The organism is Martinezella tropici, assembly GCF_008370325.1.
GTDB classification, from domain to species: domain Bacteria; phylum Pseudomonadota; class Alphaproteobacteria; order Rhizobiales; family Rhizobiaceae; genus Rhizobium; species Rhizobium tropici_B.
In genome coordinates this window covers 70,341-83,868 of sequence record NZ_VNIP01000013.1, presented here as the reverse complement: position 1 = coordinate 83,868, position 13,528 = coordinate 70,341, and the positions used below count along the sequence as shown (strand labels likewise).

13 protein-coding genes are annotated in these 13,528 nt (G+C 60.7%); 9 read left to right on the top strand and 4 right to left on the bottom strand.

Going from position 1 to position 13,528, the window contains the following annotated elements:
• Window positions 1–56: 56 nt before the first annotated feature.
• From FP026_RS25345 to FP026_RS25335, 3 genes are all read left to right on the top strand, one after another.
• Entirely contained in the window at window positions 57–2,105 is a 2,049-nt protein-coding gene (locus FP026_RS25345) for a mechanosensitive ion channel domain-containing protein (RefSeq protein ID WP_432444151.1), read from the top strand.
• A gap of 198 nt (window positions 2,106–2,303) precedes the next feature.
• Entirely contained in the window at window positions 2,304–3,881 is a 1,578-nt protein-coding gene (locus tag FP026_RS25340; RefSeq protein ID WP_149637343.1) for a DUF1254 domain-containing protein, read from the top strand.
• A gap of 647 nt (window positions 3,882–4,528) precedes the next feature.
• A complete protein-coding gene (locus FP026_RS25335; protein WP_149637342.1) occupies window positions 4,529–5,062 on the top strand; it encodes a hypothetical protein in 534 nt (177 codons plus the stop codon).
• Between the two features lie 418 nt (window positions 5,063–5,480).
• On the opposite strand, the gene FP026_RS25330 is transcribed toward FP026_RS25335, so the two are convergent.
• From FP026_RS25330 to FP026_RS25315, 4 genes are read right to left on the bottom strand one after another with little or no spacing between them, the layout of a single operon-like run.
• A complete protein-coding gene (locus tag FP026_RS25330; RefSeq protein ID WP_149637341.1) occupies window positions 5,481–6,470 on the bottom strand; it encodes a branched-chain amino acid ABC transporter permease in 990 nt (329 codons plus the stop codon).
• On the bottom strand, window positions 6,467–7,375 hold the full coding sequence (locus tag FP026_RS25325) for a branched-chain amino acid ABC transporter permease (RefSeq protein WP_149637340.1): 909 nt from the start codon (window positions 7,373–7,375) through the stop codon (window positions 6,467–6,469). The genes FP026_RS25330 and FP026_RS25325 overlap by 4 nt, the downstream gene beginning before the upstream one ends.
• Window positions 7,372–8,121: an ABC transporter ATP-binding protein gene (locus FP026_RS25320; RefSeq protein WP_149637339.1), complete on the bottom strand. Its 750-nt coding sequence runs from the start codon at window positions 8,119–8,121 to the stop codon at window positions 7,372–7,374. The genes FP026_RS25325 and FP026_RS25320 overlap by 4 nt, the downstream gene beginning before the upstream one ends.
• Window positions 8,118–8,915, bottom strand: coding sequence for an ABC transporter ATP-binding protein (locus FP026_RS25315; RefSeq protein WP_149637338.1), 798 nt, complete (start codon window positions 8,913–8,915; stop codon window positions 8,118–8,120). Before FP026_RS25315 ends, FP026_RS25320 begins: the two co-directional genes overlap by 4 nt.
• Window positions 8,916–9,037: 122 nt before the next feature.
• Here FP026_RS25315 and FP026_RS25310 point away from each other — a divergent pair, with 122 nt between their 5' ends.
• Genes FP026_RS25310 through FP026_RS25285 form a run of 6 tightly spaced genes read left to right on the top strand, consistent with a single transcriptional unit; the run spans window position 9,038 to window position 13,407 of the window.
• Window positions 9,038–9,772: a GntR family transcriptional regulator gene (locus FP026_RS25310; RefSeq protein ID WP_149637337.1), complete on the top strand. Its 735-nt coding sequence runs from the start codon at window positions 9,038–9,040 to the stop codon at window positions 9,770–9,772.
• Window positions 9,769–10,257 (top strand): DUF3830 family protein, encoded by a 489-nt coding sequence (locus tag FP026_RS25305; RefSeq protein ID WP_149637336.1) that lies wholly within the window; start codon window positions 9,769–9,771, stop codon window positions 10,255–10,257. Before FP026_RS25310 ends, FP026_RS25305 begins: the two co-directional genes overlap by 4 nt.
• A gap of 1 nt (window position 10,258) precedes the next feature.
• The gene (locus tag FP026_RS25300; RefSeq protein ID WP_149637335.1) at window positions 10,259–10,612 is read left to right on the top strand and encodes a TIGR04076 family protein; all 354 of its coding nucleotides are present in this window, start codon (window positions 10,259–10,261) and stop codon (window positions 10,610–10,612) included.
• Between the two features lie 5 nt (window positions 10,613–10,617).
• Window positions 10,618–11,673, top strand: coding sequence for an aldo/keto reductase (locus FP026_RS25295; RefSeq protein ID WP_149637334.1), 1,056 nt, complete (start codon window positions 10,618–10,620; stop codon window positions 11,671–11,673).
• The gene (locus FP026_RS25290; RefSeq protein ID WP_149637333.1) at window positions 11,670–12,098 is read left to right on the top strand and encodes a hypothetical protein; all 429 of its coding nucleotides are present in this window, start codon (window positions 11,670–11,672) and stop codon (window positions 12,096–12,098) included. The genes FP026_RS25295 and FP026_RS25290 overlap by 4 nt, the downstream gene beginning before the upstream one ends.
• Window positions 12,099–12,150: 52 nt before the next feature.
• On the top strand, window positions 12,151–13,407 hold the full coding sequence (locus tag FP026_RS25285) for an ABC transporter substrate-binding protein (protein WP_149637332.1): 1,257 nt from the start codon (window positions 12,151–12,153) through the stop codon (window positions 13,405–13,407).
• Window positions 13,408–13,528 lie beyond the last annotated feature (121 nt).

The window sequence follows — 13,528 nt, the reverse complement described above, 5'->3', positions numbered from 1 at the left end:
TCAAACCTGTTCGGCAGGACGATGCCGCAACCGATCTGAAGGGGGTAGAAACGGCCGTGCGCTTCGCTTTGACAATTTTCCTCGTGTGGATCGCGCTCGTCGCTTTCGGAGGCACCGGCTGGGCGCAACAGACCGGCCCGGACCTGCCGCCCGCCAAGGCGCAGCAGTTCCTCGAGCTCATGAAGGACCCGGAGCTTAAGGCCTGGCTCGAAGGGAAGGCCGTCCCTCCACCCGAGCAAAACGATCCCTCGGTCAGCGACGCCGTTACGCAATGGGGGGCTGCGCTTCACAGCCGCGTCAGCGCGCTTGTGGCTGCCTTCCCCCGCATTCCAAGCGAGCTCGCCAACGCTGCCAATGTCGTCTCGCGCGAGGTCAACGCCGGCCAGCCGGGATTGGTGATTGGCATACTGGTGGTGCTGATCGCGATCGGTTTCGGCGCGGAGTGGCTCGTGCGACAGGCGCTGGATCATGCGCGCAAGCCAGTTGACGATGCAGCGGCAGGCACCGCACTGCCGGATCTGATTTGCCTGCTCACCTTCGCGCTGGCGAGCGTCGGCGCATTCCTGGCGTTCGATTGGATGCCCCTGCTGCGCAGGATCGTCGTGACGCTGCTCGTTGCGTTCATAGCTTTCCGAGCCGTCCGCATCATCGCGCGCTGGATAATTCCCCTCACCGCCAACGGCGCCACGCCGGACCAGGTTGCACCGATGGGGACGGGCGGGTCGGCTCTGTCGTTCTGGCTCCCCCGCACAAGCCAGATCGCCGGCATCTTCCTGTTCGGCTGGGCCGTCGTCAGCCTGATGCCGGCACTCGGCTTCTCGAACGAGGTGAGAGCGCTCACGGCGTTCCTGTTCGGTCTGGCTATCCTGGCGATGGCAATCGAGGTGGTCTGGCGACGGCCGGACAGACCTGCATCCCTCGTCAGGCGCATGCTGTTGACGCTCTGCCTTGTCGTGCTCTGGCTGGTCTGGGTGGCCGGTCTGCTCGGTCTGCTGTGGCTCGGCATCCTTGCGCTGGTGCTGCCAACCGCGGTGCGGGGTGCGGGCAATATCGCGCAGGCACTGGCCCGTCGGACCAGGCGTGCCGGAGCCGTCGGCGTCATACTCGGTGTCCTGATCGAGAGGGGCGCGAGGGCGGCAGTGATTGCCGCTGCGGTCGCATGGCTCGCCTATATCTGGAGCATCATGGCAGCCAGAGTGGCTGGCAGCGCCGCCGCCGCGATTGCCGTCCCCGGCGTGCTCAACGCCGTCGTGATCCTGCTGGTCGCAGATTTCCTCTGGCAGCTGTCCAAGCGACTGATCGACTACCAGCTCGACCTTGCCGGACAGGCGGGCGGCACCGCGGAGGAGGCCGCCCGGCGCGCAAGGCTCAGAACGCTGTTGCCGATCTTCCGGAATGCGCTAGCGGCGTTCATCGCGGTGGTAGCGGTGCTGACGATCCTCTCGGGCCTGGGCGTGCAAGTCGGGCCGTTGATTGCCGGCGCCGGCGTGTTCGGTGTGGCGGTCGGCTTCGGATCACAGACCCTTGTGAAGGATGTGCTCAGCGGCGTCTTCTACATGCTCGATGACGCTTTCAGGGTCGGCGAATACATCCAGAGCGGGTCCTACAAGGGCACGGTCGAATCCTTCAGCCTGCGGTCGGTAAGGCTGCGGCATCACCGTGGCCCGGTGTTCACCGTTCCCTTCGGTGCACTCGGTGCGGTCCAGAACATGAGCCGCGACTGGGTGATCGAGAAGATGACCATCCGCCTCACCTACGATTCCGATGTCGATCTGGCGCGCAAGCTCATTAAGAAGATCGGTCAGGATCTGGCGGCCGATCCGGAGTTCGCGGCCGATACGATCCAGCCGCTCAAGCTGCAGGGTATCGACAACTTTGGCGATTTCGCGATCGAACTGAAGATGAAACTGATGACCAAGCCGGGCGCCCAGTTCTCGATCAAGCGGCGGGCATTGATGATGATCAAGAAGGCATTCGCAGAGAACGGCATCAAGATTGCCAGACCGACCGTTCATGTCGAGGGCGGGGCCTCGGACGCAGCAGCCGCTGCACAGCAGATGATTCAGATGAAGGAGGCTGCGGATCCAGCAGCGAACCAAGCCTAATTCAATGACTTGACCACTTCTCGCAAACATAACAACTAGAATTGGACATGGCGTAAAATGGTAAGACGTTCCCTCGAAATATATCTGCTTGGCAAGGATTTCCGGAGAGGAAGTCGCACAAAGCGCACAAGGCTGTTGGACTTCACAATTGGTCAGCGAAGCGAAGGAAGGACCCTTCAAGGGAAAAAAACGACAGGAATGATGCCGAGATGGGTCGGTGGAGCCTGGCGCCACGCGCTGATATTGACGATCGCAGGCTGTGCGGCTGCGTGGGCCGCCGACGCCTCGGAAAAAACACCCGGCTACAACTACAAGATCCCCGAAGCGATCATGACCCCCGATCAGGTGGAAACCCCGCTAGGGACCCTGAATTTTTTCGACGGGATGCCGGACAAGGTCACGGTTGACAAGCTCTATGACAATCTCGACCTCATGCGTGGCGTCGAAACCTTCCTCAACGGCATTCCCGCCGCCTCCATCGAGAGTATTCGGCTTGGTTCCCTGAAAATGGGCGCCGATGCGTCTAACAAGGTGATCCTTATCGAACAACTGATGGACTCCGCGCCGCTGTTCCTGACCGGCAACACCGATACCGTCTATGGCATGGCGATGCTCGATCTGCAGAAGGACGGACCGACGGTCGTCCAGATTCCGGCCGGCTCCGGCCCAGGCACGGTCAACGATGCCTTTTTCCGCTTCGTGGCCGACATGGGCGCTCCCGGCCTCGATCGGGGCAAGGGTGGCAAGTACCTGATCCTCCCGCCCGACTACAAGGGCGATCTCAATCCGCCTGTCGGCGGCATGGAGGCTGAGGTCGAGGGCGAGAAGTATTTTGTCTCGAAGTCGACCAGCTATGTGAACTGGCTGATCCTGCGTGGTTTCCTGGTAGATGGAAAACCCGACGCCGCGGTCGCCTCGTTCAAGAACGGGTTGAAGGTCTATCCGCTCAACAAGCGCGACACCCCGCCGGCGATGGAGTTCATCGACGGATCGCGGAAGTCCTGGAACACCATCCACGCCAACAACTTCGATTTCTTCGAGGAGCTCCACACTGTCATCGAACGTGAGCCAACCTCGATGCTCGACCCCGAAATGCTCGGCCTGTTTGCCTCCATCGGCATCCAGAAGGGCAAGCCCTTCGCGCCGGACGAGCGGATGAAGAAGCTGCTGACCGACGCGGTCGCCATCGGTAATGCAACCGCCCGCGCGCTGGTGCTCCGCCCGCGCCTTGACGGCGTCCGGCTTTATCCGAACAGCGCCTGGAGCACGGCCTTCGTGGGCGGAAGCTATCAGTGGCTCCGGGACGAAGGCGCGGGCGGCCGCAATCTCGACGCCAGGACTCTCTTCTTCTATCAGGCGACGGTCAACACGCCAGCCATGGTGCAGAAAATGGTCGGCGCCGGCTCCCAGTACGCCTATTCTGCGACCGACGCGAACGGCGACTATCTGGACGGCGCGAAGACCTACACGCTTCGCATTCCCGCCAATGCGCCAGCCAAGGACTTCTGGTCGGTGGTGATCTACGATCCGCAGACGCGCTCCGAGCTACAGACGGGCCAGACCTTCCCCAGCAAGAACAACAAGCGCGACAAGCTCATCGAGAATTCCGACGGTTCGGTCGACCTCTACTTCAGTCCGACCGCCCCGGAGGGCAAGCAAGCGAACTGGATCCAGACCGTTCCTGGCAAGGGGTGGTACACGCTGCTTCGGCTCTATGGTCCGCTCGAACCCTGGTTCGACAAGAGCTGGCGGCCCGGCGAGTTCGTGCCGATGTGACGTGCTCATCTCGGCGGATGCCCGCAAAATCGAACGGGCCGCCGCCGATCCTAGCAGCGAGTTTTTGAGAGAAGCGGAGCAATGAAGATGAGAAAATTGCTTAGTAAGGTCCTTTCGGTCCCATTGGCCGGTTTGCCATGATTGTGGTGGACAATGTCGTTCCCGCGCCATTCGTTCATCCGTATCCGAGGCGCAGGCTCTCGTAGGGCGACCATTGCCGCACGTATTCTTCGGCGGTCTGTTCATGGACAATCGCAGCCATTTGCGGTGACCCAGGGGCGAGTTCGCTCAATGGCGAGGATCAGCGACACCGGCCACGGCACCGTTTCGAAGATCAAACCCGACGCCAGCGACTATCTCGGTGGGCCGCACATGTTCAGGCAGGCTCGCTCGTGTTCACACAGGTGCTTGATTACTTTGAGAAGGCACCTTTCGCCTTCAGTGGAACGATCAATGAGGTGAAGGTGAAATATACATAAGAAATCGGTGCGGAGATATCTTGCCGACGTCCTTACCAGGATCGTCAATGGCTGATCCCTAACAGCCAAATTGATGAACTTTTTGCCGGTGGCCGATATCCGCGCCTCGAAGCTCAAGGCCATGGCCTGAGAACAGCGCTTACATCTGAGGACAACTGAGGGATAACCATGCGAAATTTTACGGCATTCATCTTAGCAACGTCAGTGGCACTTGCTTCTGCGACGGCAGTCTACGCACAAGAAAATCCCCTTCCCAAGGCTAGCGATCCGCTTGTCAAATATGGGGAGGATGTCGAGGGCTGGACTGTCTACGCAAATAAAACACGCGGAGATTGCCTGATCGTCAGGACATTCGGCCCAGGTGCGGTACAAATGGGCGTCGCCGCGGACCAGTCGGTCGGTTATCTCGGTGTGTTCACAAAGCTGGATATAGGTATCCAGAACGGGGCCAAGGAAATCTTCGTCGCTATCGACCACCATCTTTATCATGGCGTGGTGACCACCACGGCAGGAAAACTCAAAGGCGGATATTCGGGCGGTTACATTTTGACAGACGACCCGGGTTTTAAACGCGACGTGGCAAAGAGATACACGATGACCGTATTTCCGCAAACCCAGGGCGCCTTTATCGTCGATCTCAAGGGGACCTACAAGGCAATGGCAGCGGGCCGCAAGTGCCTATCCGAACAAAGGCCAGGCTGACATACTCCACCGATTTTCGACTGGTATGGTCGATCCGTGGGAGGGCCGCATTGCACCGATACCATCGACGAAGCCGGTCGAAGGTAGCGAGGCCAGTGGCCCTCCGCTAGATAACCGGCGAGAAGGCCGTGGTCTTCACGCGGGGTTTCAGCTTTGCAAGTTTGCGGAGGTTCAGCGCGTATATCAGGAGCTAACGTTTTGAGCTGGAGTCCGCGCTGGCGCAGCCATACCGCCCAAATGGCAATGTGAATTGAGCGTGCGCTCGAATTTCTAACATAACCCGCGTCGGCGGGTTTCTTTTTGGGCGCGACCTCCTTTTGATTATCAAACATCACGGCTTGGCTACTGGCATTCGGCAATGCTCCTATCGGGCTTCTTTTCCATTCTCCTGCTTCTCACCAATGGTTATCGGTAAGCGTTACGACGCCCTGTCGCTTAGCTCATCCACAGCCGGTTTCGGCTGCGATGCGACCGCCGATCGCCGCCGCGGCATATCGCCGAAGAGGCCGCCGGGACGCACCAGCAGGATGATGCAGAGCATGACGCCGATCGCTACGATCTGCAGCGATGCCGCACGAGCCTGTTGTTCGGGCGAAAAGAGGATACTCGTGAGCGCACCGGAACCGGCCCAGATAGCCCAGACCAGAGCGCTGCCGACGATGGCACCCTTGTTGCTGCCAGAGCCGCCGACGATCAGCATGACCCAGACCTGAAAGGTCAGGATGGGAAGGTAATTGTCCGGCGCGATAAAACCGATGAAATGTGCCTGTATGGCGCCGGCCAGTCCCATGATCGCACCGCCGACGGCAAAGGCCTGTGCGCGGTAGAAGCGAGCGCTCTTGCCGAGAGAAATGGCGGCGCGCTCGTCCTCACGCAACGCCTTGAGGACGCGTCCCCAGGGGCTTTTCGCCAGATGCTCGAGCGCGAAATAGACGATCAGCATTACGACAGTCACGACGCCGAGATTCGCCAAGTTGAAAAGAAGTGGCGTTTCGGCAAGGCCAGAAAATGGGCGAGGAATGAAGCCGACACCAAAGGGGCCGCCTGTCAGCCTCTGCGCATTCAGCGTCACGAGCTGGACGACGACGGCCACGCCGAAGGTCGTGATCGCCAGATAATCGGATTTCAGCCGGAGCGTCGCCACGCCGATGATGGCGGCGGCAAGACCGGCGATAATCATCGCGCCGAGCCAGCCGACGAGAATCGGCAGATCGAACCCACCGAACCGCCCGGCCGTATCGGGCGTCGTCAGCAAGGCCGAGGTATAGGCGCCGATCGCTACGAAGCCGGCGAGCCCGACATTGAAGAGGCCGGTCAGGCCCCATTGCAGGTTCAGGCCGAGCGTGATGAAGGAAAAGATCAACGCGGTCGTCAGGAAGAAAGCGCCGTAGCCAATAATGTCCATCATCGCTCTCTCACTCCGAAAAGGCCGATCGGCCGAATGAACAGCACCGCCATCAAGATGATGAAGGAGATGGCGGCACGCCACTCCGCACCGACAAGCTGAACTGCGGCCGCCTCGGCAAGACCAATAATGAGGCCGCCGAGAACCGCGCCCGGCACACTGCCGATACCGCCGAGAATAGCGGCGGCAAACATCGGCAGCAGCATGTCGAAGCCCATCAGCGGACGGATCTGCACGAGAATGCCGATCATGACGCCGGCAACGCAGGCGAGCCCTCCGCCGATCAGCCATGTGACGCGTACGACTTTGGAGACATCGATGCCGACGACGCGGGCAAGCGCCGGGTTTTGGCTCAGCGCCTGCATGGAGCGGCCCGTCTGCGTCCTTGTCATCAGCATATGCACGCCGAAGACCAGAAGCGCCGTGACGATCAAAAGGGCAATCTGATCTGGGGTGATGCGAATGCCGAAGCCGACGGGCATGGCGATCTGGATGGCGCGACTGAAATAGGTCGGCCGCGAGGTGAAGAGGAATTCGAGCAGGCTACGCAAAGCCATGGAAGCGCCGAAGCTCGCCATGACGACGATGATCGATTGGCCCTTGGCGCGCAGTTTCGCAAACAGCACCTTGTCGAGTGCAAGGGCAAGGAGGCCGGTAAAGCCCATTGCCACGATCACCGCCACGAGCAGCGGCCAGCCGAAAGAGAGCGGGCCAATGGGTGCGACCTTGCCGAATACAGCGCCGATCGCACTGACCACGGCAAGCGTCGCGTAGGTGCCCCAGGCCATGAAATCACCATGGGCGAAGTTCGAAAAGCGTAAGATCGAGTAGGTGAGCGTCACGCCGATGGCGCCAAGACCGATCATCGAGCCCGTCAGCAATCCGTCGACGATGAATTGCAGGTTCATGCCGCACCTCCCCTTGCTGAAGCCGCCGGTCGCTGACCGAGATAGAGTTCGGCAACGACAGGATCGTTCCAAAGTTCGGAAGCCACGCCTTCATGCCTGTCTTTGCCCTCGACGAGGACATAAGCGCGATCGCCAATCGCAAGCGCTGCCTTGGCATTTTGCTCGACCAGCAGAATGGTAACGCCGGATTTGCGGATTTCGGTCAGCATGTCGAAGACCATCGAGACGAATTTTGGCGAGAGGCCCGCTGAAGGCTCATCGAGCACGAGAAGCTTCGGATGCACGATAAGGGCACGCGCGACGGCCAGCATCTGCCGCTGGCCTCCCGAAAGATTACCGGCGGCGATGCGGCGATGACGAGCAAGATCCGGAAAGGTCGCATACATTTCTTCGATGCGAGCAGGCACGTCTTTCGGCTTCAGAATGCCGCCGGCGACCTTCAGATTGTCCTCGACGGACATCAGCGGGAAGACATTTTCCGTCTGCGGCACGAAGGCGAGGCCGAGCCGCACCATGGTGTGGGCGGGAGCACTCGTAATATCCCTGCCGGCCAGCTCGACCGTGCCGCTTTCGACCGGAACAAGACCGGCAATGGCCTTGATGAAGCTCGATTTGCCGGCGCCATTTGGACCGAGCACGACGACAATTTCCTTCTCCCCCACCGCAATCGAGGCACCGCGCACGATCGGAACACCCGGCTCGTAGCCGGCAACGAGATTGCGAACGCTCAAGACCGGTTCACTCATGCCGCGCCTCCCAGATAGGCTTCGATGACGCGCGGATCGCGGGCGACCTCTTCCGGCGTGCCCTCGCAAAGAAGCTCGCCACTCGCCATCACAAGCACGCGGTGACACAGGCGCGTCACCATATCGATATTGTGCTCGATTAGAAGAAAGGTGACGCCGCGCTGATTGATATCGCGGATGCGGTCGATGATCGTTTCCAGAAGGGTCGCGTTGACGCCGGCGGCGGGCTCGTCGAGCAGGATGAGGGCCGGATCAGCCATCATGACGCGGGCAAGCTCCAGAAGTTTGCGCTGACCGCCCGACAACACGCGGGCCGGCTCATGCGCCAGACGCGTCAGGTGAACGAGGTCGAGCAGTTCCATCGCCTTGGCATGGGCCGCCTTCTCCTGCGCGGCGACTTTCCACGGCCGCAGGAAATTCGACAGCAGGCGCTCGCCTGACTGATGCTGGGCGGCCAGCATCACATTGTCGAGAAGCGTCAGATTGGGAAAGGGCCGCGGGATCTGAAAAGTACGACCGAGGCCGCGACTGATCCGCCGATGAGCTGCCTCGCCTGCGACTCCGGTGCCATTCAAGACGATTTCGCCGCTGCTCGGCGCAACACTGCCGGCCAGAAGGTCGAACATCGTCGTCTTGCCGGCGCCGTTCGGACCGATCAATCCGAGGATCTCACCCTGGCGCACATGGAAAGAAACGTCGTTGACGGCCACCAGGCCGCCGAAGCGCCGCACCACGTTTTTGGCCGTCAGAACGGGCCGGGCTTCCTCCCCATGCCGTTCGGTTGTCGTACTCATGAGATCCCTCTGGCCGGAAGGCGATTGTTGCCGCCTCCCTGGTTATTTGATTTGTGATCACACTTGCATTGATCACGCTAATCAGCTTTAATCCTCTTCGCAAGCCGAAAAAGGGATGTCGAATGCAAAAGGCCACCGCCGACAAGAGCGATCCGATTGCCGCACAGCTTGCGCCAGTGGGGCGAGAAACCGTTCAGGACCGGGTCTATCTGGAGCTGCGCCGCGCGCTGATCGGCGGGCTGTTCGAGCCGAGCCAGGTGCTGACGATCCGCGGTCTTGCCGACGCGCTGATGACCAGCACCATGCCGGTGCGCGAGGCTCTCGGTCGGCTGATCACGGAAAAAGCGCTGGAAGCTCTCCCCAACCGGTCCGTTCGCGTACCGCCGATCACGCTGGAGCGCATGGACGACCTTCTGCGCGCTCGCATCCTGATAGAGGGCGAGGCGATCGCGCTTGCAGCGACCCGCATGACGCCGCGCCAGATTACGACCATCGAAAGCATGCTCGGCGAATGGGACGAGATGCGCGCGCTGAAGCACAAGAAGGACGTCGACCGCGAGGTGACGCTCAATCAAGCCTTTCATTTCGAGATCTATCGCGCCTGCGGTTCGGCCGTGCTGATCCCGATGATCGAAAGCCTTTGGCTGCAATCCGGCCCCTGTATCCGCGTCGCCATTTACGCCTTCTCGGATGCCGGCGAGGTCGATACCGCCCACTATCACCGCACGATCGTCAAGGCGATCGCCGCGCAGGATGCAAAGGGCGCTCGCGATGCGCTGGTGGCAGACATCAGCCGGCCGTTCACCTTCCTGCGCAGCAAACTGGAAGCCGAAGCCAAAAAGGGCCAATCCGCATGAGCCAACGCGCCATCAAGATCACCGAACCACGTTCCGGCCTCAGTGTCTTGGCACCTCTGCTGGACGCCAAGGCGCCAGACAATGCCGCCTTTCTCTGGAGCTACCTCAGCGAAACCCGTGTAGTCGGTGGCATTCACGCCATGTGGACCGGCCCGGAAATCTCATGCCCAATCCCGCCGGCGCATCTGAAGGGTGCTTCCTATGCGAACGCCCTGCCCGCCGAAAACGCAACGCTGACGCCGCAGCCAGGTGATATCGTGCTGAGCTACGTGCCGCCGCGCATGTGGGGCGGCAATCCGGATGCGATCTTCGATATCGGTCTGTTCTATGGACCCGGCGCCCGTTTGCTCTTTCCGATCGGCTGGCTTGCCGGCAGCGTCGTCGCACAGGTGCGCCCGGAGGAGCGCGAGCATTTCGCGGTAGCCTGCGGCGTCATCCGCCGTAACGGCGCCTGCGACGTCACCTTCGAGCGCGCGGAGATCTGAGATGACGGCTGCAAGCGATGACAGTTTTGAGCTTTTCGACCTCAGGGTCGAAGCCGTCATTCCAGAGGGCAAGCCGATCTATTGCGGCGCCAAGCAGGGCGATTATTTCGAACTCAAGGGCGAAATGCTGTCCCTGCCTGCGGGGCAAGGCTTTTCGATCTACTCCATTTCAGCCGTCCTGCCGCTGCTGGCGGCCAAGCAACGGCCCACTCACAAGAATGACTGGATGACCTCGGATGCGGAAATCGCCTGCCCCGACCCGAACTGCGCGAGCCGGCTGCGCATCGTCAGGACGGGCAAACGGCGGTTTAGCCATGCCGAAACAACGGCTGTGCCGTTGCCCGAAGGAGAATGAACCGTATGACCGCCAAGACTTTTGAGCTCAACCCCGGATACAAGATTTCCCGCGTCATCCGCGGCGGCTGGCAGCTTGCCGGAGGACATGGCGCCATCGATCGCGCCCAGGCCGTGACCGACCTGATCGCCGCCTTCGACGTCGGCATCTGCACCTATGACTGCGCCGACATCTATACGGGCGTCGAGGAGCTGATCGGCGAGGCGCGCGAGCGGCTTCGCAACGAGCGCGGCGCGGAAGCCGCGGGCGCGATGAAGGTCCACACCAAACTCGTGCCCGATCTGGAGAAGCTGGCAACAATCAGCCGCGACTATATTCGTGGCATTGTCGACAAGTCGCTGCGCAAGCTGAAGACCGAACAGCTCGATCTGGTGCAGTTTCATTGGTGGGATTACTCCCTGCCCGGCTATCTCGAAGCCCTGAGCTGGCTGGACGAGATGCGCCGCGAAGGCAAGGTGCGCAATGTCGGCACAACGAATTTCGACACGCCACATATTTCAGAGATCCTTAAAGCCGGCATTCCGCTGGTCAGCCAACAGCTGCAGTATTCCGTTCTCGATCAGCGGCCGTCGCGCAGCCTCGCCAAGCTCGCCGCCGAGAATAACGTCAAGTTCCTCTGCTACGGTTCGGTGGCCGGCGGCTTCCTGAGTGACAGATGGCTGGGCCAGTCGGAACCGGAAATGCCGCTCGAGAACCGCTCGCTCGTCAAATACAAGCTGATCATCGATGATTTCGGCGGTTGGGAGCTGTTTCAATCATTGCTCGGCACTTTGAGGGGTATCGCCGACAAGCATGGTGTCGATATCGCCACGATTGCCAGCGCCTGGGTGCTGGAGCAGCCGCAGGTCGCCGCCGTCATCGTCGGCGCCCGCAATCAGGCACATGCGCTTGCCAATGCCAAGATTATGGATATCGCCTTTTCGGACGACGACCGCCGGCAGATCGCCAGCATCATCGCCCAAAGTCCTGGCCTTGAAGGCGACGTCTATACACTGGAGCGCGATCGCACAGGCCGGCACGGCTCGATCATGCATTACAATCTCAATGCGGGGAAGGTATGAGCCAGCAATCGCCCCTCTTCCGCAAGGCCAGCGCCGAAGTGCTGGATTTCCATCGCTTCTTCGAAGCCTGGTATGACGCCGCAACCGCCGACAAGACCGATTTCGGCCACTGCGAGCGCACCTTCGGCCAGGCTTTTCACATGATCCCCCCGACCGGCCGCGTCTTCGACCGCACTGAGACCATCGAGCTGATCCGGGCAAACCGGGCGACGTTTCGGGGCAATTTCACCATCGAGATTTCGGATATCCGCGCGCGCTACGAAACTGCGGATACTATCGTTCTCACCTATGTCGAAGCCCAGTCTCGCGCCGGCAAATACAGCCGGCGCCAGGCGAGCGCGCTCTTCACCGCAAGTTCATCGGCACCCAACGGCGTCGAATGGCAGCATCTGCATGAAACCTGGCTGCAGATGCCGGAGACCTGACAGGTTCTAAAAAGCAGAAGCGAAAATCGTTGACCGAACAAGGGGAACAAAGATGAAGAAGACGATATTTCAAATTACCACGGCTCTGGCCCTTCTGACTGCAGCCGGCGCTGCCAATGCTGCGGACTGCAAGGTCACGGTCGGCCTCGTGATGGAACTGACCGGCCCGGCCGGCGAATACGGTCAGGCGGGCGCAAAATCCGTCGAGATGGCCTTCCGCGACATCAACGCCGCCGGCGGCGCTCATGGCTGCGATCTGGTGACGGATACGCGCGACAGCCAGAGCCAGGGCAATGTCGCGGTTGATGCCGCGACCCAGCTCGTCCAGGTCAAGAAGGTACCGGCCATCATTGGCGGCATCATTTCTTCGGTGACGATCCCGATCCTGACCTCGGTCACCGCGCCGGCCAAGATCGTGCAGGTGTCGCCCGCCGCCTCCTCGCCGACACTGACGGCGCTTGGCCGGGACGGCAAGACCAACGGTATCTTCTTCCGCACCATCACATCGGATTCGCTCCAAGGTATCGCCGCCGCCAAATACGCGATCGACAAGGGCTTCAAGAAGCTCGCGATCATCCACGTCAATAACGATTTCGGCGTCAACATGGTCGCCGAATTCTCAAAGGCCTATAAGGCGCTCGGCGGCACGATCGTCTCGACGACACCCTATAACGAGAAGCAGTCGAGCTATGCCTCGGAAGTCACCGCCGGCATGGGCGGCAATCCGGACGGCCTCTATCTCGTCAGCACGCCGGTCGACGGCGCGACCATCGCCCGCACCTGGATCTCGCAAGGCGGCCCGCAGAAGTTCCTGCTCAATGACGGCATGAACAGCCCGGATTTTATCGATTCCGTCGGCTCGGACTATCTGAAGGACGCCTATGGCACCTCCTCAGGCACGACGCCGACGCCATCGACTGACTACTTCAACAAGAACTACAAGGATTTTTCGGGCATCGAGCCGACCAACCCGGCCGCTGACCGAGCCTATGACGCCGGCGCGATCGTCGGTCTCGCGCTGGCGATCGCCGGCGACGACACATCCAAGCTGAAGGATGACATCGATAGGGTCGTCGACCCCAAGGGCACGCCGATCTATGCCGGCAAGGAAGAGTTCGCCAAGGCGCTCGGCCTCATCAAGGAAGGCAAGCCGATCCGCTACGAAGGTGTCATCGGCCCGGTCTCCTTCGATCAGTATGGTGACATCACCGGCCCCTTCCGTCTTTGGAAGATCGCAGACGGCAAGATCGTCACCGATGGCGAACTGAAGATGGAAGACGTTTCAGCCCTGAAGGATAAGATCAAGTAGGCGGCGCTCCACTTTACAAAAAAGCGAGGTGCTCCCATCGGCGCGCCTCGCTTGAAATCATCCTGGCGCAATCCTTTCAGCGGCTGATCTATGGTGACAGCTATCTGGCGTAGTTTAATTG